The sequence below is a fragment of the Pseudomonas sp. SWRI99 genome (assembly GCF_014270125.1).
In the GTDB taxonomy this organism is placed as follows: domain Bacteria; phylum Pseudomonadota; class Gammaproteobacteria; order Pseudomonadales; family Pseudomonadaceae; genus Aquipseudomonas; species Aquipseudomonas hamedanensis.
Genome location: NZ_JABWQR010000033.1, coordinates 1 through 23,430, shown reverse-complemented (window position 1 = coordinate 23,430; position 23,430 = coordinate 1). Strand labels below are relative to the sequence as shown.

At 60.3% G+C, this 23,430-nt stretch carries 16 protein-coding genes and 1 rRNA gene; 11 read left to right on the top strand and 6 right to left on the bottom strand.

Annotated features, from left to right (window positions below):
• Nucleotides 1–206: 206 nt before the first annotated feature.
• Nucleotides 207–590 carry a PaaI family thioesterase gene (locus HU743_RS23000; RefSeq protein WP_186551542.1) on the bottom strand — a complete coding sequence of 128 codons (384 nt, stop codon included), beginning with the start codon at nucleotides 588–590 and terminating at the stop codon, nucleotides 207–209.
• A complete protein-coding gene (locus HU743_RS22995; protein WP_186651397.1) occupies nucleotides 590–2,914 on the bottom strand; it encodes a Tex family protein in 2,325 nt (774 codons plus the stop codon). Before HU743_RS22995 ends, HU743_RS23000 begins: the two co-directional genes overlap by 1 nt.
• A 358-nt stretch (nucleotides 2,915–3,272) precedes the next feature.
• Between HU743_RS22995 and ompR the strand changes: the two genes are divergently transcribed.
• Entirely contained in the window at nucleotides 3,273–4,013 is a 741-nt protein-coding gene (gene ompR / locus HU743_RS22990; RefSeq protein ID WP_186551544.1) for a two-component system response regulator OmpR, read from the top strand.
• 114 nt (nucleotides 4,014–4,127) lie between these two features.
• Nucleotides 4,128–5,441 (top strand): ATP-binding protein, encoded by a 1,314-nt coding sequence (locus HU743_RS22985; protein WP_186551545.1) that lies wholly within the window; start codon nucleotides 4,128–4,130, stop codon nucleotides 5,439–5,441.
• Nucleotides 5,442–5,505: 64 nt separating this feature from the next.
• Here the strand turns inward: HU743_RS22985 and lapD are convergent, their stop codons facing one another.
• Together lapD and lapG are read right to left on the bottom strand one after the other, a co-directional pair.
• Nucleotides 5,506–7,452 (bottom strand): cyclic di-GMP receptor LapD, encoded by a 1,947-nt coding sequence (gene lapD, locus HU743_RS22980; RefSeq protein ID WP_186651396.1) that lies wholly within the window; start codon nucleotides 7,450–7,452, stop codon nucleotides 5,506–5,508.
• Between the two features lie 14 nt (nucleotides 7,453–7,466).
• Entirely contained in the window at nucleotides 7,467–8,159 is a 693-nt protein-coding gene (lapG, locus tag HU743_RS22975; RefSeq protein WP_186621969.1) for a cysteine protease LapG, read from the bottom strand.
• A gap of 196 nt (nucleotides 8,160–8,355) precedes the next feature.
• Between lapG and HU743_RS22970 the strand changes: the two genes are divergently transcribed.
• From HU743_RS22970 to HU743_RS22950, 5 genes are all read left to right on the top strand, one after another.
• Entirely contained in the window at nucleotides 8,356–9,066 is a 711-nt protein-coding gene (locus HU743_RS22970) for an FCD domain-containing protein (RefSeq protein ID WP_186651394.1), read from the top strand.
• A gap of 747 nt (nucleotides 9,067–9,813) precedes the next feature.
• Nucleotides 9,814–10,590 (top strand): DUF3050 domain-containing protein, encoded by a 777-nt coding sequence (locus HU743_RS22965; RefSeq protein WP_186551549.1) that lies wholly within the window; start codon nucleotides 9,814–9,816, stop codon nucleotides 10,588–10,590.
• Nucleotides 10,587–11,516 carry a diiron oxygenase gene (locus HU743_RS22960; protein ID WP_186621964.1) on the top strand — a complete coding sequence of 310 codons (930 nt, stop codon included), beginning with the start codon at nucleotides 10,587–10,589 and terminating at the stop codon, nucleotides 11,514–11,516. The genes HU743_RS22965 and HU743_RS22960 overlap by 4 nt, the downstream gene beginning before the upstream one ends.
• Before the next feature lie 14 nt (nucleotides 11,517–11,530).
• Entirely contained in the window at nucleotides 11,531–14,923 is a 3,393-nt protein-coding gene (locus tag HU743_RS22955) for an amino acid adenylation domain-containing protein (RefSeq protein ID WP_186651392.1), read from the top strand.
• A gap of 21 nt (nucleotides 14,924–14,944) precedes the next feature.
• Nucleotides 14,945–15,412, top strand: coding sequence for an SRPBCC family protein (locus HU743_RS22950; RefSeq protein ID WP_186636909.1), 468 nt, complete (start codon nucleotides 14,945–14,947; stop codon nucleotides 15,410–15,412).
• Nucleotides 15,413–15,563: 151 nt separating this feature from the next.
• Here the strand turns inward: HU743_RS22950 and HU743_RS22945 are convergent, their stop codons facing one another.
• Nucleotides 15,564–17,444, bottom strand: coding sequence for a methyl-accepting chemotaxis protein (locus HU743_RS22945; protein ID WP_186651390.1), 1,881 nt, complete (start codon nucleotides 17,442–17,444; stop codon nucleotides 15,564–15,566).
• A gap of 311 nt (nucleotides 17,445–17,755) precedes the next feature.
• On the opposite strand from HU743_RS22945, the gene HU743_RS22940 reads away from it, so the two are divergent.
• From HU743_RS22940 to HU743_RS22925, 4 genes are all read left to right on the top strand, one after another.
• Nucleotides 17,756–18,256, top strand: coding sequence for a sigma-70 family RNA polymerase sigma factor (locus tag HU743_RS22940; protein WP_186651388.1), 501 nt, complete (start codon nucleotides 17,756–17,758; stop codon nucleotides 18,254–18,256).
• Entirely contained in the window at nucleotides 18,256–19,257 is a 1,002-nt protein-coding gene (locus HU743_RS22935; protein ID WP_186651386.1) for a FecR family protein, read from the top strand. Before HU743_RS22940 ends, HU743_RS22935 begins: the two co-directional genes overlap by 1 nt.
• Before the next feature lie 87 nt (nucleotides 19,258–19,344).
• Nucleotides 19,345–21,849, top strand: coding sequence for a TonB-dependent siderophore receptor (locus HU743_RS22930; protein WP_186651385.1), 2,505 nt, complete (start codon nucleotides 19,345–19,347; stop codon nucleotides 21,847–21,849).
• Nucleotides 21,850–21,926: 77 nt separating this feature from the next.
• The gene (locus tag HU743_RS22925; RefSeq protein WP_186651383.1) at nucleotides 21,927–23,105 is read left to right on the top strand and encodes a PepSY domain-containing protein; all 1,179 of its coding nucleotides are present in this window, start codon (nucleotides 21,927–21,929) and stop codon (nucleotides 23,103–23,105) included.
• Nucleotides 23,106–23,178: 73 nt separating this feature from the next.
• Here the strand turns inward: HU743_RS22925 and rrf are convergent.
• Nucleotides 23,179–23,294, bottom strand: a 5S ribosomal RNA gene (gene rrf / locus HU743_RS22920).
• Nucleotides 23,295–23,430: the final 136 nt, after the last annotated feature.

Below are 23,430 nucleotides of genomic sequence, written 5' to 3'. Positions count from 1 at the left end.
GGATTCCTTCACGCGTCAGTCGCCCCAATATGGGGGTGGGCAGGACGGTCTACAAGGGTGAAGTTGAAACTGGCGTTATCGCCTGGTTTGTAGCGGCAGGCCATTTGCCGGTCAGTCAGGAACTGCACAATCCTTGTGGGATCGCCGCACCGTCGCTCCCACAAGGCTCGTTGCTGCCGAAATTAACTCAAAATGATGAGCAACATCTACAGCACAGCGAACGTGCCTTGCGCTTTTGCGACCAGTTTGTCGCCCTGCATCACGTCGGCTTCGACCACCAGCGTGCGACGGCCCGGGTGGATCACCCGCGCCGTGCACAGCACCTCGCCATCCGAGACGGCGCGGATGTAGTTGATCTTGCACTCGATGGTCGCGCTCTGCTGATCGAAGCCGTGGGTGCTGGAACAGGCCAGCCCCATGGCAATGTCGACCAGACTGAACAGCGCGCCGCCGTGCAGTTTGCCGCCGCGGTTGCGCAGTTCGGGCTCAAGGGCGAGGGCGACTTGCGCCACCCCGGTTTCGAGGCTGTGCAGGCGGCAGCCCAACAGCTTGAAAAACGCGCTCTCGACGAGCCCGGCCGGCAATTCCATCAGCGTTTCTTCAACTGCTTGGCGTTGGCGAACAGCGAGGCCATCGCGTTGTTCACCGGGGCGGCGCTGACGGGTTCCTTGCGCGGCGCGTTGCCTGAAGACTGGCGCGGTGCCGAGCCGGGACGCGAGCCACGGGCGCCGTCGACCTTCTCGCCCGGGGTGTCGCTCATGCGCATCGACAAGCCGACGCGTTTGCGCGGGATGTCGACTTCCATGACCTTGACCTTGACCACGTCGCCGGCCTTCACCGCTTCGCGCGGATCCTTGATGAACTTCTCCGACAGCGCGGAGATGTGCACCAGACCGTCCTGATGCACGCCGATGTCAACGAACGCACCGAAGGCCGTCACGTTGGTTACCACGCCTTCGAGGATCATTCCCGGTTGCAGATCCTTGAGGTCTTCGACGCCTTCCTGGAACTCGGCAGTCTTGAACTCGGGACGCGGATCGCGGCCAGGTTTTTCCAGCTCTTGCAGGATGTCGGTAACGGTCGGCAGGCCGAAAGTTTCGTCGGTGAATTTCTTCGGATCCAGACGCTTGAGGAACGCGGCATCGCCGATCAGCGAGCGGATATCGCGATCGGTTTCAGCGGCGATACGCTGCACCAGCGGATAGGCTTCCGGGTGCACCGCCGAGGAATCCAGCGGGTTGTCGCCGTTCATCACGCGCAAGAAACCGGCGGCCTGTTCGAAGGTTTTTTCGCCCAGACGCGCGACTTTCTTCAGCGCTGCACGGGTCTTGAACGCGCCGTGTTCGTCACGGTGCGCGACGATGTTTTGCGCCAGCGTTGCGTTGAGGCCGGAAATCCGCGCCAGCAATGCCACGGAGGCGGTGTTCACATCCACACCTACGGCGTTCACACAGTCCTCGACCACGGCATCCAGGCCACGCGCCAGTTTCAGCTGCGAGACGTCGTGCTGGTATTGGCCGACACCGATGGATTTCGGATCGATTTTCACCAGCTCGGCGAGCGGATCCTGCAGACGCCGGGCGATCGACACCGCGCCACGGATCGACACGTCGAGGTCCGGGAATTCCTTGGCTGCCAGTTCCGATGCCGAGTACACCGATGCACCGGCCTCGGAAACCATGACCTTGGTCATCTTCATCGCCGGGTATTTTTTGATCAGCTCGATGGCCAGTTTGTCGGTTTCGCGGCTGGCGGTGCCGTTGCCAATGGCGATCAGGTCCACCGAGTGCTTGGCGCACAGGGCGGCCAGAATCGCGATGGTCTGATCCCACTTGTTGTGCGGCACGTGCGGGTAAACCGTGGCGTGATCGAGCAGCTTGCCGGTTGCGTCGACCACCGCCACCTTGCAGCCGGTACGCAAGCCCGGGTCGAGCCCCAGGGTCGCGCGCGGCCCGGCCGGGGCGGCCAGCAGCAGGTCGTGCAGGTTGTGGGCGAACACATTGATCGCTTCGGTTTCGGCGCCGTCGCGCAGTTCGCCGAGCAGGTCGGTTTCCAGGTGAGTGTAGAGCTTGACCTTCCAGGTCCAGCGCACCACTTCACTCAGCCACTTGTCCGCCGGGCGGTTCTGGTTCTGGATGTTGAACTGCTGGGCGATCATGCCTTCGCATGGGTGCATGGAGCCTGGGAGCTCGTCGCCGACTTTCAGCGCGGAGCTGAGAATGCCTTCGTTGCGGCCGCGGAAAATTGCCAGCGCGCGGTGCGACGGCATGCTTTTCAGCGGCTCGTCGTGTTCGAAATAGTCGCGGAACTTGGCGCCTTCCTCTTCCTTGCCGGCGATCACGCGGGCGCTGAGGATCGCTTCCTGCTTGAGGTAGTTACGCAGTTTTTCCAGCAGGCTGGCGTCTTCGGCGAAGCGCTCCATGAGGATGTATTTGGCGCCTTCCAGCGCTGCCTTGACATCAGCCACGCCTTTTTCCGCGTCGACGAAGCGTGCGGCTTCGGTTTCCGGAGAGAGGTTCGGGTCGTTGAACAGGCCGTCCGCCAGCTCGCCGAGGCCGGCTTCCAGGGCGATCTGACCCTTGGTGCGGCGCTTCTGCTTGTACGGCAGGTACAAGTCTTCGAGGCGGGTCTTGGTGTCGGCGAGCTTGATGTCGCGCTCCAGGGCAGGGGTAAGCTTGCCCTGTTCCTGGATGCTGGCGAGGATGCTGATGCGCCGTTCGTCGAGTTCTCGCAGGTAGCGCAGACGCTCTTCCAGATGACGCAACTGGGTGTCATCGAGGCTGCCGGTGACTTCTTTCCGGTAGCGGGCGATGAAGGGAACGGTAGAACCTTCATCGAGTAGCGCGACGGCCGCTTCGACCTGTTGCGGGCGTACGCCGAGTTCCTCGGCGATGCGGCTGTTGATGCTGTCCATAAAACCACCTGACATAGTGTGAAAGCAGGCTCTCAGGCACGCAAATAAAGGCCTGGAGGCTGATTGAGCGGCTAGAAAATTGCCGCTGCCTGGATCAAGAGGCAGCCCATTGACCCGTGAAATCGAACGGTTACTGCACAGGGCCGGAAAAAATGCCGGCCACTTACGGTAACGATTCAGACGTTGCCTGGCACAAAACGCCGCGCATTATAACCAGCGTTCTGTCATTCGGGGGCGTTGCAGCTTGTAGGCATAAACCCCGGTTTTCTGGCAGTGAAGGAAAAATCTGCTAACAATGCACACGGTGCGTATAACGGCAGCTACGCCATAATGCGCGCCGAGCTAAAAGGAGCATCTAATGAGCAGCACTGCACAAACTGCTGAAGGCGAAAAAATTCTTATTGTTGATGACGATCCAGGGCTGAGCAGCCTGCTGGAACGTTTTTTCGTCAGCAAGGGCTACCGCGCCCGTACCGTTCCGAACACCGAGCAGATGGATCGTCTGCTGTCGCGTGAAGTGTTCAATCTGGTCGTCCTCGACCTGATGCTGCCTGGCGAAGACGGGCTGACCGCCTGCCGCCGTCTGCGTGGTGCGAACAACCAGATCCCGATCATCATGCTCACCGCCAAGGGCGACGAACTGAGCCGCATCAAGGGCCTGGAACTGGGCGCCGACGATTACCTGGCCAAGCCATTCAACCCCGACGAGCTGATGGCGCGCGTCAAAGCCGTTCTGCGCCGTCAGGCCGCACCGGTACCGGGCGCGCCGGGAAGCGAGGACGAAAACGTCACCTTCGGTGATTACGTCTTGTCCCTGGCGACCCGTGAATTGAAGCGTGGCGACGAAGTGCACATGCTCACCACCGGTGAGTTCGCAGTGCTCAAGGCGCTGGTGATGAACGCCCGTCAGCCGTTGACCCGCGACAAACTGATGAACCTGGCCCGTGGCCGCGAGTGGGATGCCCTGGAGCGTTCCATCGACGTACAGATTTCGCGTCTGCGCCGGATGATCGAGCCGGACCCGTCGAAACCGCGCTATATCCAGACCGTCTGGGGCGTGGGTTACGTGTTCGTACCGGATGGCACCGCCACCAAGTGATCGGTGATTTGTAGGAGCGAGTCTGCCAGGCTCTGGTCGCACGGCCATTGCCACAGACTCGCAATCCGCAATATGCGAGCATTGCTCGCTCCTGCAAGTGTGTAGCGGTTAAAGATGAAAACCCCCGTCTGGTTCCCCCAAAGTTTTTTCTCCCGCACCCTTTGGCTGGTGCTCATCGTCGTGCTGTTTTCCAAGGCGCTGACCCTGGTTTATCTGTTGATGAACGAGGACGTGCTGGTGGACCGTCAGTACAGCCACGGCGTCGCCCTGACGTTGCGTGCCTACTGGGCCGCCGATGAAGAAAACCGCGCAAAAATTGCCGATGCCGCGACGCTGATTCGTGTGGTCGGTGCTGGTGTGCCCGAAGGCGAACAGCACTGGCCGTACAGCGAAATCTACCAACGCCAGATGCAGGCGGAACTGGGTGCCGACACCGAAGTGCGCTTGCGCATGCATTCGCCGCCGGCGTTGTGGGTGCGCGCGCCGAGCCTGGGCGATGGCTGGCTGAAAGTGCCGCTGTATCCGCATCCATTGCGTGGCCAGAAAATCTGGAACGTGCTCGGCTGGTTCCTCGCCATCGGCTTGTTGTCGACGGCCTCGGCGTGGATTTTTGTCAGCCAGCTCAACCAGCCGCTGAAGCGCCTGGTGTATGCCGCGCGGCAACTCGGACAGGGCCGCAGCGTGCGGCTGCCGATCAGCGACACGCCGAGCGAAATGACCGAGGTCTACCGCGCCTTCAACCAGATGGCCGAAGACGTCGAGCAAGCCGGACGCGAGCGTGAACTGATGCTGGCGGGCGTTTCCCATGACTTGCGCACACCACTGACCCGCTTGCGGTTATCGCTGGAGTTGATGGGCGATCACAACGACCTGACCGACGACATGGTCCGTGATATCGAAGACATGGACGCCATTCTCGATCAGTTCCTCGCGTTCATCCGCGACGGTCGCGACGAGTCGGTCGAAGAGGTAGACCTCAGTGATCTGGTGCGCGAAGTGGCCGCACCGTACAACCAGAATGAAGAAAAGGTCCGTTTGCGCCTGGAGCCGATCCAGCCGTTTCCGCTGCGTCGGGTATCGATGAAGCGCCTGCTCAACAACCTCATCGGCAACGCCCTGAACCATGCGGGCAGTGGCGTGGAAGTCGCCGCTTATGTGTCCGGCGACACCAGCGCACCCTATGTCGTGCTGAGTGTCATGGACCGCGGGGCGGGCATCGATCCTGCCGAGCTTGAGGCGATTTTCAACCCGTTCACTCGCGGCGATCGGGCCCGCGGCGGCAAGGGCACCGGGCTGGGGCTGGCGATCGTGAAGCGGATCGCGTCGATGCACGGCGGCAACGTCGAATTGCGCAATCGCTCCGGTGGCGGGCTGGAAGCGCGGGTGCGCTTGCCGTTAGGGTTGATGCTGCCGCGGGACGCGGTCTGACGGACCCGCTCCCCCTGGCCTTCGCTTCACAGGCAGGTCAGGGTGAGTGCCGCTGTTCAACCGCTCACCGCCAAGGTTTGGGTTCACCCAGCAACTGCCCCTGAACCCCGTACAGACCCATTTCGCGAATCACCGACAATTCCCCTTCAGTCTCGACCCGCTCGGCAATCAACGGCAGATCGATGCTGTGCGCCGCTCGCTGAATCGCTTCGATGAATAGGCGCTTGTCGCTTTCCTGATCGATCGCACGAATGTAGCTGCCATCGATTTTCAAGTACGCCAGCCCCAGCCGCGCCAGGTTGCCGATCATGCTGAACCGCCCGCCGAAGCGTTGCAGGCTCAGCGAGAAACCCAACTCGCGCAGGCGTCGGGTCAATTGCTCCAGCACCGCTTGTTCCGGTAACTGCTCTTCACCGATTTCCAGGGTCAGGCGCGCGCCGAGATTGGAATGCGCGCGCAGGATGTCGAAGACTTTGTTCAGCGCCTGGGGATCGGCCAGGGTCGCGGAAGACAGGTTCAGTGCCAGCGCATCTTCGTGGGTTTTCATCTGCTCGAGCACGCGTTCGAGCATCAGGCGGTCCAGTCGTGCCGTCCAGCCAAAGCGCTCCAGCCAGGGCAGGAAGCGCCCGGCGGGGATGGTCTGGCCCTGCTCGTCGAGCAAACGCGACAGCACCTTGTAATGCAGGACCAACTGCGGATCCTGGGCGGACACCACGGGCTGGAAATACAGCTCGAAACGCTGCTGACTCAAGGCCTGGTCAAGCAAGCGATGCCAGGCGTGATGATCGTCGACGACGTCTGCGCTCAGGCTCTGCTCGATACAGGCCCAGTTCTGCTCACCCTGTCCTTCGGCCTGCGCCAGCGCCTGATCACCGAGGGTCAGCACCTGCTGCGGCGAATCGCCGTGGGCGAACGGCGCCAGACCAATCGACGCCACCGCCGGCACATCGGTCGCGCCCGTGGCATGCAGACTGCTGAGGGCACTGTCGAGGTTCTGCGCCAGTTGCAGCGCTTCCTCGCGCACCAGCCCCGGCGCCAGCACGGCAAACTCACCGCCGCGGATACGGGTGACGAGATTCTGGGTTTCCGGGTACTTGGCGCACTCGCGGGACAATTGCTCGCCGACCGCTTGCAGCAATTGATCGGTGCGCTGGCCGCCGAGACGCTGGTTCAGCCCGGCCAGGTCTTTCACCCGCAACAGCAGCAAATAACCGGAACTGGCCTGCTCCGGATTGCTCACCCGGTCGTTCAGTTGCATCTCGAAATAACGCCGGTTGGCCAGCCCGGTGAGGTTGTCCTGATAGGACTCGGCACGCAGTTTTTCGCTGCGCTCAGCCTGCTCCTGAAACAGTGCCTTGAGCTTCTCGACCATCTGATTCATTGCTTGCACCACGCGCCGCAATTCCGGGGTTCGCGGCAGGTCCGGCAGGCTGAGAAACTCGCGACGGGCGATGGCGTGGGACTGCTTGACCATGTAATCGAGCGGCTTCAGTTGTCGGCGCAGCAGCAACGCCCCCAGCACCGCACTCACCGCACCGCAGAGCAGCAGCCAGCCGAGACTGCCCAGCGCGCTCTGCCAGAGTTTGGCCACGGCGAACATCGGATGGCTGACCACCTCGACCCGCGCCGCCTGCTCCCAGCCCCGGCTGACCAGCGCATCGCCACCGGCCGGTTCCAGACCGATCAGTTCGACGAACCAGTCCGGCACGTTGCTCACCGCCGGGATGCCGGTTCGCTCGACGATGGTTTTCTCGGTTTTCACATCGACCACGCGAATGCTCGCGTAATAGCCACTGTCGAAAATCGAGCTGACCAGCAACTCGACCATCGCCGGATCGTCAATGTTCGGCGTCAGCGACAAGGCCAGCGCCGTCGCGGCGTCCTGGGCATGGGAGCGCAACTGGTTGACGTACTGGGTGCGCGAGCTCTCCAGACTGACCATGAAGCTGCCGGTGAAGGCAACCACCAGGAACAGACAGATAGCGATCAACAGCTGTTTGAACAAAGACATCTGAGCGCGTGCTCCTAGTTAGTCGTCTCGACCGGAAAACCTTCGGCCTGCATTTTTTTCAGCACATCCTGCCAGCGCGACAGGCGTTTGGTGTCACCGACCTTTTTGTTGCCCTTGGCCCCCGGCAGATACAGACCTTCGGCATTGAAAGAGTAGACCGGCAGCAAATCGGTTCGCTGCGATGCCGGCTGGATCGGGTCGATCAGGCTGTCGAGCACCAGCGGCATGGCGTCGGGGGTGGCATAGTAAGTGAGTACCATGTGCGCGCGGTTCTGGCGCAGGGCCTTGACGTAGGTAATGCGCAGCTTGTCACTGGAGACCCCGAGGTGGCGCAGGCTGAAATACTTGGCGATCGCATAATCCTCGCAGTCGCCGGCCCCCTTCCACAACGCCTGGATCGGGGTTTCCCAATAATCGACCTCACGCCACAGATCGATGTCTTCGACGTAGCGCACCTGTTGGTTGAAAAACCGGTTCACCACGTTGAGCTTGTCCATCTCGCTGACCTGTTTCTGCGTCGCCAACAGGTTCTGCCAGGCATCGATGCGCTGCTGCCCGGCGCCCAGCGGCCCATAGATGGCCGTGGCCTTGCGGCTGATCGCGGAAAAATCCCAATCGGCATGCAGGCCGCCCAGCATGACGCCGGCCAGCAGCAGTGCGCAGCCAAGCCAGCGCAACGTCCGGGGGATCGCGAAACGTACCGCCACAGCAAGTTTCCAGAGGGCAGGGAGGAAAGCGTTTGATGGTGAAGCTTAGTCTGCGAAAAAACAATGGCACCGTGAGATCATCGGTAACGCGCTAAACTCAACAATGGACGCGTTCTTCTACACGGTTTGACAACCTGTAAAGCAATCACTAGTGTCATTTGGATCCAAATTCAGTCGACATACAGGGTGCGTAGTCGTGACTCAGAAGCCCAAACCACTGCACAGCATTAAAGTCGATGGGCCGATCCCCGCACACCTGGCCCGTTCGACCATCGAGGAAACCCTGCGCACGGCCATTCTCGATGGCCGTTTGCCCTGTGGCACTGCCCTGCGCCAGCAGGACCTGGCCGATCTGTTCGGGGTCAGCCGCATGCCGGTGCGCGAAGCCTTGCGCCAGCTCGAAGCCCAGGCGCTGCTCAGCGTAACCACACACAAAGGTGCCGTGGTCGCACCGTTGATTCAAGAAGACGCGACGCAAACCTACCAATTGCGCATCCTGCTCGAATCCGAAGCACTGCGCCAATCGGTGCCTTTGCTGACCCCCGCCGACCATGACCGCGCGGCCGCGCTGATCGAAGAGCTGGAAAATCAACACGACTACAGCGAAATCGGTCGGCTCAATCGCTTGTTCCACATGACCCTGTACAGCAAAGCGGCCAACCGGCGCCTGTTGCGCCTGGTCGAAGACGGCCTCAACGAGGAGGAGCGTTTCCTGCGCTTTAACCTCGAAGCCATGGGCCTGGGCAAAATCTCCCAGGACGACCACCGGGCGATGCTGCAAGCGACCATCGACGGTGACGTAGAAGGCTCGGTGACGCTATTGGTCCAGCATCTCAATCGCGGTGTGGAAGTCATTACTCGCTACCTCGACAGCCCTGCCGGTCAAAGCCGCCAAGCCAACCCCTGAACGGCTCCCCTCCCCTCGAATTAACTGCTTACAAATCCCCTGCTCTGTCCGCCACCCCGCCAGGTGGTGGACGCGCCTGCCCGCTCCGACCTTTTCTGCGCCCATCAGCCCGGTTTCCCGGCCCCGAGTGAATGAAACGGGCATAGCCGTGGCCACCATTTACCCGCACTCTTTAGGCGCCAACCCAATACAGAACGGGCGACGCCCCGCACCGCCGGCGCAGTCCCCGCACCAGGAACCTACGGAAGGAGCCTTGTCACGGGAAAAAGGAAGTACTGGCGCCAATCACGGCCAACCTCCGCCCCTTTAATCAATCAATTCTCTTCAGTTGAAAGTTGCTTCGAGTGAGGCATTCACTCTGTTTGTCCCATTTTGGCCGTTATTTGCCGAAAGGAGTAACTACGCCCAAATAAAACTACAGACAATAGTTTTATCGGTGCAACTCACACTTGAAAAATCGCAAACTAAAAATAGTTGAAAATAAACTTGTTAAATAGTTTGAGCCTGTATTAATTTTTCCTCGCCAAGTTTGAACTTCAACGTTCACCTTCGGTAAATCGCCTCGGTGATGCGCCAGGCTCAAGGCCCACACCAGCCGACCGCTTCAGCCTGACAGGCCTGCATGGTCGGACTTGAACAATGCCTCGGCATTTTTAATTTAGGCATCTGAAACATAAACAAATCGTTGTTCCGCTGATTGCGTAGTTGATAAAGCTGTTCCACTTCATATCACTGATAAAGGACATCATGATGCCCCTCAAGCACCAACTCGCCCTGAAGAAAGCCGAACTTAGCGTTCACCCGATCTTTTCCGAGATCACTTCATTGTCGGTATTGCGTCGATTCATGGAGACCCACGTATTTGCCGTTTGGGATTTCATGTCGCTGACCAAACGCCTACAACAGGAACTGACCTGTACCCGCTTGCCCTGGTTGCCACCGCGCGATCCCCACGCCGCCCGACTGATCAACGAGATCGTCCTTGGTGAGGAATCCGACGATCGCCTGGCCGAAGGGCACTACAGCCACTTCGAACTGTATCTGGATGCGATGCGCGAAATCGGCGCCAGCACCACGGCAGTGGAACGCTTCGTGGCGCTGCAAGAGGAAGGCGTGAGCTACGACGTGGCGTTGCAAAGCGTCGAGGTCGAGCCGGCGGCTGCGCAGTTTGTCCGCGATACCTTGCGTACTGCCCTGCAGGCACCGGGGCATAGCGTTGCCGCCGCGTTTCTGCACGGCCGCGAAAGCGTGATCCCGACGATGTTTCAGCGCATTCTCGATGATTGGGGCATCGGCATCGAACAAGCACCGACCTTCCGTTACTACCTGCAACGGCACATCGAGGTCGACTCCGAAGACCACGGCCCGGCGGCAGAGCAACTGCTGGCGCGGCTGATCGCGGGTGATCCGCAACGACAAGCCGAGGTCTACGCCAGTGCCATCGCCGCCGTTGAAAGCCGCATCGCTTTATGGGACGGCCTGCGCCTGAGCATGGGCGCGCCACTGGCGGAGGTGGCCCGATGAACCCTGCCGACTATCAATCGTTCGCCGATGTCTGGGAGAGCCGCGCCACCATCCGCACACGTCCGCGGCGGGTACTGGAAGACGATCAGCGGCTGATTTATCCGCTCAGCCGCCAGCCATTGGTGCTCAGCGAGACGTTCCTGCGCGAATGCCCGCAACTGCGTGATTTCGCCCTGGTGCAGACGCTGTACAAATTCATCAACGACGTGGTGATTTTCGAGACTGAAATCGTCGACAAGACCGCGCGCAGCATCGCCAAGAATCGCTTCGACGTGCCGTTCCCGCTCGCTTGCCGCTATGACGCCATGACCGTGGTGGTCGATGAGGATTACCACGCGCTGGTGGCCATGGATTTCATGCAGCAGACGGTGGCGCTGACCGGCATCGAGCCCATCCGGTTGCCGGACGAAATCGAGCTGAGCCGGGCGATTCCCGCCGCCGTGGCGCTCGCGCCGGAGCACCTGCGTGGCGCGGTGGAACTGATCTGTGTGGCCATCGCCGAAAACACCGTGACCGGCGATGTCGCCGCGTTCGCCCGCGACGACACGGTGAAGCCGTCAATCAAGGGGCTGATGGCCGACCACTTGCTCGATGAGGGCCGCCACTCCAGTTTCTGGGCACGCATGGTGCGCATCTATTGGCACACCGCAAGCGACGCGGACCGCAACACCATCGCGCAGATCCTGCCGGTATTCATCGGCCACTACCTGACCCACGACATCCAGAAGGCCTTCGACCTGCGCCTGATCGACGCGCTGCCGGTCAGCGATGCCACGCGCCGATCACTGCGCGAGGAAATCGTCGGGCTGGCCTTCCCGATCAACCGCCACCACCCGCTGGTGGGCAACATCGTCAAGTTCTTCCACAACAGTTCGCTGCTCGACAGCCCCTGCGTGCAGCACGCCCTGCGCGACTATCTGGTTTGACAAGGAAGCCCGACATGAAACGTCTCGATATTGTGCTGACAGGCACCAGCCAGGCCATGACCGACCTGGCGCAAGAACTGCAACAACACGGTCATTCAATACGCCGCAGCGCTGCGGCACTATCGGCGGTGGACCTGATCATTGACGATGGTTTTATTGCCGCCGGCGATGGCTGCGCGATCCCGCATCTGCATTTGCGATTGGGCGTCGCGGCCCGGAGCAGCGGTGGTCTGCCGTCACTCGACTTGCTGTGTTTTCTTGGCTCGTCGCTGATCAGCCGCGTGCCGATGGCCGATGAGCCGTCCGGCAACGGTCAGGCGTTGCGCCAACGGGTACTGGCGCAGGTAGTGGACGAAGTGACGTTGCTGGTCAGCCGCTTTTCCCGCGACCCCGACGCGCTTCGCCACGCCCCTGCGCTGACCGCGCCGGATTTCGAGCGCATGGAAGATCTGCTGTTTCTCGACAGCCTGGCGTACGTCCATCGCTTCAACGACACGGCCAACGCAGCGTTGCTGAAACAGGCGCAGGTCTCGGTGATCGAACGCCTGCAACAGAGCCTGATCGAGCATGCCGGGCGGCCCGCTCTGCATATGGACGGGCAGTCGATCAGCTACCGCCAGTTGCAGGCCCACAGCCTGGCGATTCAACAACGACTACAGCCCTTGCTTGAGCGCCACCCGCAACCGTGGGTAATTGCCGTCTGCCTGCCGAAAAGTCCGGCGCTGTACGCCGCGATTCTGGCGATTCTCGGCAGCGGTGCGGTGTATTTGCCGCTGGAGCCGAGCCATCCATTGCCGCGTCAGCAATACATTGTGCAGAACGCCGCAGCGGTGCTGCTGCTCCACGATGGCGAGCAGGCGCTGGGGGGCACGATGTCGGCACTGGATATCAGCGGCATCCATGCAGCGGCTGCCGATCTCAGCCAACCCTTGCTGCAAAGACGTCCCGCCCTCGATGCGCCGTGCATGGCGCTTTACACCTCGGGCACCACCGGGCATCCGAAAGGGGTGCTGCTCAGCCAGGCCAACCTCGCGCACTTCACCGCGTGGTACGCCGACTATGTGCAACTGAGCAGCGAAAGCCGGGTGTTACAGTTCTCTTCGCTGAGCTTCGACTCGTCGCTGATCGACATCTTCCCGACGCTGATCGCAGGCGCCGAACTGGTAGTGCCCGACGACACGCAGCGGCGCGATCCGCTGCAACTGGTTGCGCTGATCCGCCGACGGCAACTGACCCATGCGTTCCTGCCCCCGGCGCTGTTGAGCATCCTGCCGCTGGAACACCTGCAAGGTGTGCAGGTGATGACCGGCGGCGATGTCTGCGAGCCTTTCGTCATCGAGCAACTGACCCGGCAGGGCACGTTGCATAACCTCTATGGCCCGACCGAGGCCACGGTACTGATTACCGCCCGGCGACTCGAAAACAGCGACAGCAATCGCAGCCTCGGCGCGCCGATCGCCAACAGTCAGGTGCTGATTCTCGACGACGATCTGCAACCGGTACCCGAACAAACCGTGGGTGAACTGTTCATCGTCGGCCCCGGTGTCTGCCTCGGTTACCTGAACAATCCGCAGCAGACCGCCGCACGCTATCTGACCCTGGCCTTGCCGGGAGGCGCGACCTTGCGCGCCTACCGCAGCGGCGACATGGCCAAGTGGGGCGAGCACGGCATCGAGTTGTGCGGACGACGTGACAACCAAGTGAAAATTCGTGGTTTTCGCGTCGAGCCGGAAGAGATCGAGCGTTGCCTGCGGGACAGTCGGTTGTATCGTCAGATTGCGGTGGTGATCGACAGTCAGCGGCGCATCCTGGCGTTCCTCGCCCAGCCGCAGTCAGACGATGCCCGCGAGGCGCTGCAGGCGCATGCCCGGCAATTTTTACCGGACTACATGCACCCGACAGCGTGGACCGAACTGCCGGGCATGCCGTTCGCCAGCAACGGCAAAGTCGACCGCAAAGCGCTGTTGGCAATGCCGGTGACCGTACAGGACGGCGCAGCGAAATGCCTGCCGGCGAATGCCGACGAAGCGCTGCTGCTGGCGATCTGGGCGGAGTTGCTGGAGCTGCCTGGCCACGACATTTCCACTGACGAAAGCTTCTTCAATCTTGGCGGCCATTCGATTCTGCTGTCGCGGCTGTTGCTGCGCCTGCGTGAGGAGTTTGGGCGCAGCATCTCGATCAACCGCTTCATCGAACTGCCGACAATCCGCAAACTGGCAACGCTGGTGCGCGGCACCGATGATCGCGCCGTGCTCAGCGTGCAGGCCATGGCCGATGCCGAACGTGCGCTGGATATCGAGCCGCTGCCGATCAACCGCATGGGCGATGTGCACAAAGTGATCGTCACCGGTGCCAACAGCTTTGTCGGCGTCCACATCGTTGAAGCACTGCTCGGCTGGGGGGCCAGCGAGGTGGCTTGCCTGGTGCGCGACGGCGGTGGGCAAACGGCGGCGCAGCGCTTTGCCCAAGCACTGCGCGAGAACCGTCTCGAGCACCTGGATCTGCGCCGGGTGCGCGTCTATGCGGCGGATCTGACTCACGCGCAGCTAGGCCTGGGCGATGACGATTATCAGCGGCTGGATCGCGAGTTCGGCGCGCTGGTGCACAACGCCGCCAACGTCAATCACGTGCTCGACTACGAGTCGTTGGCGGCGGACAACGTCGAGCCGATCTTCGCGCTCCTGAGGCTATGCGAAGGGCAGTGCAAAAAGGTCTTCAATTTTGTCTCGACGCTGTCCGCCTCCAGCACCGTGGATGAGGCCGGTCGAGTGTTGGAGCTGCCCGCCGCAGCGACGCCGCCGATCTACATTCGCAACGGCTACAACCTGTCCAAATGGGTCGGCGAACGCCTCCTCGAGCGGGCGCGCGAGCGTGGCGTGCGGGTCAATCTGTATCGCCCCGGCAACATCAGTTTCAACAGCCTGAGCGGTGTCTGCCAGCCGCACAAAAACCGCCTGATGTTGATGCTCAAAGGCTCGATCCAGCTCGGACAGGTGCCGGCCCTCGCGCTGAATTTCGACTTGATGCCGGTGGACTTTCTCGCCCGCTTCATCGCCTTCCATGCCAGCCGCTATTCGCCCGAGCGCGCGGTGTTCAACCTGCACAACCCCGAGCCGCTGAGCTGGGACGCCTATGTCGCTTCGTTTCGGGAAACCGGCCGCGAGTTTTCGCTGGTCAGCGTCGCCGACTGGCAGCAGCAACTGAGCCGGGTCGATGCCGACAACGCACTGTTCGGCGTGCTCGGTTTTTACCTCAACGGCTTCGAAGAAGACATCGGCGATATCTCGCTGATCGGCCACGCCAACGCCGCCGCCGGCGTGCGGCAGATGGGCGCGCACTACCCGCACAAATCCCCGGCGCTGTTACGCCGCGGCTGCGATTACCTGAAACAGATCGATTTCATCTAGTGCATAAAAAGGAGCAACACCATGAACAATCTGCAACCGGACACCCTGATTAAAAACCCGCAAGGCTGCCACGTTGTGTCCTCGGTGGAGATACCGGCGGACGCCGCGCAGGTCTGGGCGGTGGTCGGCAATTTCGCCGGTTTCGACCGTTTCATACCCGCGCTGTCGCACATCGAGATGACCGGCGAGGGCGTGTCTTCGCTGCGCAAGAAGCATTTCAAGGACGGCAACATCGTCGTCGAACAGCTCAATTCACGCGATGACCAAGCGCTGAACATGACTTGGACAACGATCTATAACACCTTGGGGGTGGCGAATCTGTGGGCGGCGATGCAGGTGGAATCGCTGGCCGAAGGCGAATCGCGGGCGACCTGGACGATCATTGCCGAGCCGGCTTCGGGAGGTGAAGAAGCGTTGCCGGGGTTCAAGGATTTTGTGCAGGGGTTTGCTGATGAGGCGATGGGGAATGTCTTGAAGCTGTTTGTTTAAGGCTTTGGATTGGCGGTGAATGAACCACCGCTTTCGCGAGCAGGCTCGCTCCCACAGCGTATTGGGTGTTCACACATGTTGTGTTCAACCAAAAATCCTGTGGGAGTGAGCCTGCTCGCGAAGAACGGTAACGCGATCTAACGGACCGCCATCAAATCTTGAAACTGTCGACCAACTGCTTCAACCGGTTGGCCTGCTGCGACAACGCATCGCAATCCTTCAACGTCTCGTTGAGGTTGGCGACGCTCTGCTGGTTCAACAGGTTGATCTGGTTGACGTCGACGTTGAGCGTTTCCACCACCGCGGTCTGCTCCTCGGTTGCAGCGGCCACCGACTGGTTCATGCCATCGATCTCACCGATGCGCTGGGTCACGCTGACCAGGCGCAAGCCGGCCTGATTGGCCACCTCAACGCTTTGTTCGCTGGACGCCTGACTGGCGTTCATCGTGCTCACCGCTTCACGCGAGCCCACTTGCAGCGAAGTGATCATCTTGTGGATTTCTTCCGCCGACTCCTGGGTGCGATGGGCGAGGTTGCGCACCTCATCCGCGACCACGGCAAAACCGCGCCCAGCTTCACCGGCACGCGCCGCTTCGATAGCGGCATTGAGCGCCAGCAGGTTGGTTTGCTGCGAGATCCCTTTGATCACATCGAGGATGTGGCCGATGTTGTCGGTGCTGGCGTTCAGGGTTTCGATCTGAGTGCACGACAGGCTGATCTTTTGTGACAACTCGGTCATCGCCTGAATGGTTTGCTCCACCACTTGGCGGCCGTCGTCGGCCTGCTCGCTGGCACCGCTGGCATGCTGCGAAGCGTCGGCGGCGTTGCGGGCGATTTCCTGAGTGGCGGCGCCCAGCTGATTGATCGCCGCCGCCACGCTGTTGGTGCGTGCGCTCTGTTCATCGGAGCCGACAATCGAGGCGTTGGACGACGCCATCACCCGCTGCGACAGATCGTGAACGTGACGGGTCGCCGATGACACTTCGGAAATCGACGCGTGAATCCGCTCAACGAACTGGTTGAATGCGCTGCCCAGTTCGCCGAATTCGTCTTTGCTCTCGACCACCAGACGACGGGTCAGGTCGCCTTCGCCTTGAGCGATGTCTTGCATCGCGCGGCCCATGGTGGTCAACGGACGCATCAACACGTTGATCAACAGGCTCAGCAACAGCGCAATCGCCGCCACCGCGACAAACATCGCGATCAATGCCGAGGTGCGGAATTGGCTGAGTGCGGCGTAGGCCTTGTCGTGATCGATCGACAGACCGATGTACCACTGCGCATTTGGCAGGTCGCTGACCGGGGTAAACGACAGAATCCGCTCCTGGCCATTGAGCACTACGTTCTGATTGCCTTTTTCGATGCGCACGGTGGTGTTCGGGTAGATGTCCTTGAGGTTCTTCATCACCTGGTCTTTGTCCGGACTGACGATCACCTGACCGTCGGCGCTGACCAGAAACGCATGGCCAAGGCCACCGAAGTCCACCGAGTTGATGATTTTCACCAGGGTTTCCAGGCTCAGGTCACCGCCGACGACGCCCAGCAACTCGCCGTTCTTCTTCACTGGCATGGCGATGGTCACCACCAGACCGCCGACGGCCGCCATGTACGGCGGGGTCAGCATGGTTTTGTCGGCGGCGACCGCTTGTTTGTACCAAGGACGCTGACGCGGGTCGTAACCGTCGGGCATCTTCGCGTCAGGGCGCTGGGTAAAGACACCGTTGGCCTGACCGACGTAAGTAAATTGGAAGTTCGAAGTGAAGGCTGGTTGATCGACCAGTCCAGGAAGATCGGCGTTCTTGCCTTGATGGGCCACGTTTTGCGCGAGGTTTTCCAGCACCAGGATTCTTCCGCTCATCCAGTTCTGCACACTGCTGGCGGTCAGGTCACCGGCCTGCTGCACAGAAGACTGGAGGTTCTGGCGAATGGTGTTTCGCTGCAAGTAGTCGTTGTAGAGCGTGAACAGCGCGAACGCCAGGACCACGACGCCCGAGGCGGCCAACAGGATTTTATGGCTGAACTTGAGATTCATTTCATGGGACTTCTTATGCCAAAAGTGGGGATGCGTTCCGGATACAACATTCCATGTACAGCGCAGGCAGCGTTCTTCTGGCCGCTCTACTTTGGTGCACGCATGTCTCACCAGTCTGTCGGCACGCATGGGAGAAATCTTAGGGCGGCGTAGGAAATGGATGAGGTTTACGCATGATTCCCGCCGAACGGCGTGCCAGAGCGCCTGCGAGGAAATTTTTCTGGGTGTTGGTTGAGCGACAGTTGCAAAATCTGTAACCCTTGATGACAATGCGACTAATTATCATTTGTGACGTTCGGGCTGTTGCGTAAATGTCCTCTCCTGAGTTCGCAGTACAGACGCTTTACAGTAGTCATCACGGCTGGCTCAACGCTTGGCTGCGCGCACGGCTGGGCAACGCGGCAGACGCAGCGGATCTGGCCCAGGATACGTTTGTGCGCCTGCTGCAACGCACCGAACGCCTCGAACTCAAGGCTCCGCGCGCCTTCCTGCGCACCATTGCCCGCGGGTTGGTGATTGATCACTGGCGCCGCGAGGAAATCGAACGCGCCTACCTGGAAAGCATCGCCCATTTGCCCGAAGCACAGGCGCCCGGTGCCGAAGCCCGAGCGCTGGTGATCGAGTTGCTCGAAAACATCGCGCGCATGCTTGAAGGACTGAAGCCGAAGGTGCGTCAGGCTTTTCTGTTGGCGCAGTGCGAAGGCTTGACCCATAAGCAGATCGCCGAGCAGATGGGTCTGTCGTTGCGCTCGGTGGAGCGCTACATCGCCGATGCCCTCTATCACTGTTACGTGCTGCGGTATGAGAGCTGATGCCTGTGGATAAGTTGTCATTGGGCCGGCGCGCCGAGCCGCAGCAGAAAGTGGTCCGGCAGGCCATTCACTGGTTGCTGCGCCTGCGTAATAACCACGGCAACCCACGCCTCCAGCGCCAATGCGAACAATGGCGCGCCGAACAGATTGAACACGAATTGGCCTGGCAACGGGTGCAGTCGCTGCAAGCCGAGCTGAGCAACAACCTGCGTGCCGTGCCCGGTGCGCAAGTGGCCTTCAACACACTGGAAAACAGCGCACAGGGGCTGGGCCGCCGCCAGGCGCTGAAGCTGCTGTCGGGCGTGCTGGTGATGGGTTCAGCGGCGTGGCTGGCCAAGGACACTGCGGTGTGGCAGCAATGGCGCGCCGATTACGCCACAACAACCGGCGAGCGTCGCGGCTTTCAGTTGCCCGATGGCACGCGCCTGGAACTCAATACCGCCAGTGCCGTGGATCTTGATTACACGGCGCAACAACGCCTGATCAAGTTGACTCGCGGCGAAATCATCGTCAGTTGTGGCGGCGCCGATGAAGGCGCACCGTTCGATCGGCCGCTGCGCATCGAAAACCGCCACGGCCGTTATGAACCGCTTGATGCGCGCTTCATCCTGCGTCAGGACAATGAATGCACACGGCTCAGCGTCACCCTCGGACGGGTCGCCATCCATGCCGGCGGCGCATCGGTGGAAGCACTTGCCGGGCAGAGCTATTTGATTGACCGCCATCAGGTGAGGCCGGCTCCGACGCTGCCCATGGATGCCGGCGCCTGGGTCGACGGCTTGATCGTCACGCGCAATATGCGCCTGGGCGACTTCCTCGCTGAGGTCGGGCGTTATCGCCAGGGTTTTCTGACGTGCGCCTCTGAAGTGGCTGATCTGCAACTGTCTGGCGTGTTTCGCCTGGAGGATACCGACAGGCTGCTGGCCGTGCTGCCGCAGACCCTGCCGGTCCAGTTGCGCTATCGCACCCGCTGGTGGGTGACGCTGGAATCGCTGGCCTGAATATTTTTTGGCGGGTTTTCGCAACGAGTCCGGCTTAGTCAGTAAGCAGTTCCACTCAGCCTTCGCGACTTCCTACGGAAACCTACAATGACTGTCCGCGCTACCTGTAAGCATTCTCTGAACATCACGGTTGAATCGGGTTTATTACGCCACGCCATCCGGGCGGCGCTGTTCTCTACCGCTCTGGGCGCCGGGGTGTTGCCGAGCCTGAGCCTGGCGGCCGGGCTGACTGGCAATGAAGTCAGCCATCGCTACGACATCCCTGCCGGAGCGCTGGGTGACGCATTGAACCAGTTTGCCCGGCAAGCCGGCATCACCCTGTCGATGACGCCGCAACAGACCCAAGGCCGGCAGTCGCCGGGCGTTCAGGGTGACTACTCGACGGAACAGGCGTTGAGCCATTTGCTCGGCGGTTCCGGTTTGCAAGCGGTCAGCCAGGACGGCAGCAGCTACATTCTGCGCCCGGTCGCGGAAACCGAAGCGCTGGCCTTGCCGACCACCGACATCAAAGGCTTCGCCCTTGGTAACGCGCTGGGCAGCATGGATGGCTACAACGCCACGCATAGCCAGATCGCCACGAAAACCAGTACGGCATTGCGGGAAACGTCGCAAAGCGTGTCCGTGGTGACCCGCGAGCAAATGGACGATCAAGGTTCGCAGACGGTGTCGCAGGCCATGCGTTACACCCCTGGCGTGTTGACCAATCCCTACGGTGCCACCCACCGTTACGACTACGTCGCGATGCGCGGCTTCAACGACGGTTCTGTGGATAACCTCTATCTCGACGGCCTCAAGTCGATGGGCGATAGTGGCACTTACAGCACCATGCAGGTCGATCCGTATTTCCTCGAGCGCGTCGACATTCTCAAAGGCCCGTCGTCGGTTTTGTATGGCCGCAGTTCGCCGGGTGGACTGGTGGCTCTGACGAGCAAGAAGCCGCTGTACGAGGCTTATCATCAGGTGCAAGCCACAGTCGGAACGCAGGGCCAGCGCGGGGTCGGCTTTGACTTCAGCGGTCCGGTCGATGACGACAAGCGCATCGCCTATCGTCTGACCGGTTTGACGGATCAGTCCGACACACAATTTGACCACAACAAGGAAAAGCGCTTCGCCCTGGCACCGACCGTCAACATCGATTTCAGCGAAGACACGTCGCTGACCCTGCAGGCGTACCTGCAGCACGATCCGGACGGCGGTTACCACGGTGGCGTGCCGGCGGATGGCACGATTCATCAGCGCAATGGCCAGCGCATCTCGCCACACTTCTTTGAGGGCGAGCCGGGGGTTGATGGCTATTCACGTGATCAGCAGTCGTTCGGCTACCAGTTCGAACACCGCTTCAACGACGTCTTCACTGCGCGACAGAACTTTCGTTACCTGGACTCCAAAGTAAACATGGATCAGGTCTACGCGTATGGCTGGACCACACCGACCAGCAACGAGCTGAACCGTTATTACACCGGGGGCGACGAGCGGCTGCACGCGTTTATCGTCGACAACATGCTCCAGGCCGAATTTTTCTCCGGTGCGACCAAGCATACGGTGCTGATGGGCGCCGATTACCAACGACGCAAGACGGTGGTCGACTGGACCAGCGGCGGATTGGCGCCGATCGATGCGTTCAATCCGGTGTACGGCAACTCGGCGATCGAGATGTACGGTGAGACCAGCTATCTGCGCCGCCTCGAGCAAACGGGTGTGTATTTGCAGGACTTGATCGAGATGGACCAGTGGCGCTTCTCGCTGGGCCTACGCCAGGACTGGGTAGAAACTTCTGATGAGAACCGGATTGGCGAAGCAGGTCGCCCGCAAGGCACCGAAATCAAAGACCGTCGCACCAAACTGACCGGCCGCGCGGGTGCCCTGTATCTGTTCGATAACGGTCTGGCGCCGTACATCAGTTACTCCGAGTCGTTTAATCCGAATTCCTACGCTGACAGTGCCGGTAACCCACTGGCGCCTACCGACGGTAAACAATGGGAGGTCGGCCTGAAGTATCAGCCGCCAGGCACCGACAATCTGTTTACCGCGTCGCTGTTCCGCATCGATCAGGAAAACCTGGCGACCAAACTGCCGCAGGAAAACTTCTATCGCGCCGTAGGTGCCGTCCGCTCTCAAGGCCTGGAACTGGAAGCGCACACGCAACTGACCGATAACCTGAAGGTGCTCGGCAGCTACACCTTCACCGATATCGAATATTCCAAATCGATGGTCAGCACGCTGAGTACACCCACCGACGTCATCGAGAACAAAGGCAACTCACCGACACAGGCACCGCGGCACATGGCATCGCTGTGGGCTGACTACAAGTTCGACAGCGCGGCGCTCGATGGCCTGCGTCTGGGCGGTGGTGTGCGTTACGTCGGCTACAGCTGGGCGGATGCAGAAAACACCCTGAAGGTGCCCTCCTACACATTGTTCGATGCATCGATCGGTTACGACCTGGGCAAAGTCGGCTTGAAGGGCGTTGACCTGCGCCTGAATGCAAACAACCTGACCAACGAGTCCTATGTGGCGTCCTGCGCCAGCCTGAACTTCTGCTACATGGGCGAAGAGCGCAATGTCGCGGCGACGGTCAGCTACCAGTTTTAATCCTGTGCCCTGTGCATAAAAAAGCCAGCCCCTGATATTCGGGGGCTGGCTTTGTCGTCTCTGTGAGGGAAATGTTCATGCGTGCGTTTTTGGTTGTATTGCATCGCTATATCGGATTGGCAATCGCCGTGTTTCTGCTGCTGGCGGGGATCACCGGGAGCATTCTGGCGTTTAACCATGAGCTGGATGAAGCCTTGAATCCGCAGTTTTACGCGGCGTCTGCCGAGGGGCAACGACTGCCACCCGGCGATTTGGTCCAGGCAGTGCAGACTACGCATCCAACACTGCAGGTCTGGTACATGGAGTACCCGAACGAACCAGGACATACCGCGTTGCTGGCGGCCGTGCCACGCACGGACCCGGCCACCGGCAAGCCGTTCGACGAGCCGAACCAAGTGTTTTACCTGGATCCGGTGGACGCTGAGCAAAAAGGACAACGCTATTGGGGAGAATGCTGTTTCCAGCGGGAGAACTTCATTCCCTTCATCCTCGAGTTTCATTACAACCTCACGCTTCCCGAGAACTGGGGGCTGTTGCTGATGGGGTTGGTAGCCATCGCCTGGGTGATCGATTGTTTTGTCGCGTTATGGCTGACGCTGCCACGTGGTAAACCGTTCTGGAAGAAATGGTCGACCGCCTGGAAGGTAAAAGGCGGACATGCTTATCGCGTTAATTTCGATCTGCATCGTGCAGGGGGATTGTGGTTATGGTTGTTACTGCTACCGATTGCCGTCAGCAGCGTGGCGATGAACCTGCCAAGCCAGGTATTCAAACCGGTCGTGTCGTTATTCTCGCCCATTGAGCCGAGTGTCTATGAGGCGCGAGGCCGAATGCCTCCAGACGAACTGGGGGTCACGCAACTAAGTTATCAACAGGCGTATGAAAGGGCATTAGAGGAAGGGAAACGGTTAGGACTGACTGCGGCAATCGGGGAGTTGTACTACAGCTTCGAATACAACTTTTACGGCGCGGGGTTTGGACAGCATGACACGCAGGCGCATGGCAAATCCTGGTTGTTCTTTCATGGTACGGATGGGCGATTACTGGGACAGGAAATCGCTGGGCAGGGAACGTGGGGCGAGCAGTTTTATCGGCTGCAGTTACCGATACACGGTGGCCGAATCTTTGGCGTTACGGGGCAAGTGATGATCGCAGTACTGGGCGTGCTGATTGCCGGTTTGTCAGGTACCGGTGTCTATATCTGGTGGCGTAAGTGGCAGGCAAGGCGCATCAGCAAGATACGTAAAACGCGTTGAACATCTGGTTTGGGTCAGGCCAGAAATGACAAAACCCCTGACTGCTCACGCAGACAGGGGTTTCGGAATTCAATCTTGACGATGACCTACTCTCACATGGGGAAACCCCACACTACCATCGGCGATACATCGTTTCACTGCTGAGTTCGGGATGGGATCAGGTGGTTCCAATGTTCTATGGTCGTCAAGAAATTCTTTATCTGGCCCGTCAACACGGTAACAAGCCAGCAAAAACAGGAACTTCTACTAAAACAAAACCCCAACTGCTTTCGCAATTGGGGTTTCGGAATTTAATCTTGACGATGACCTACTCTCACATGGGGAA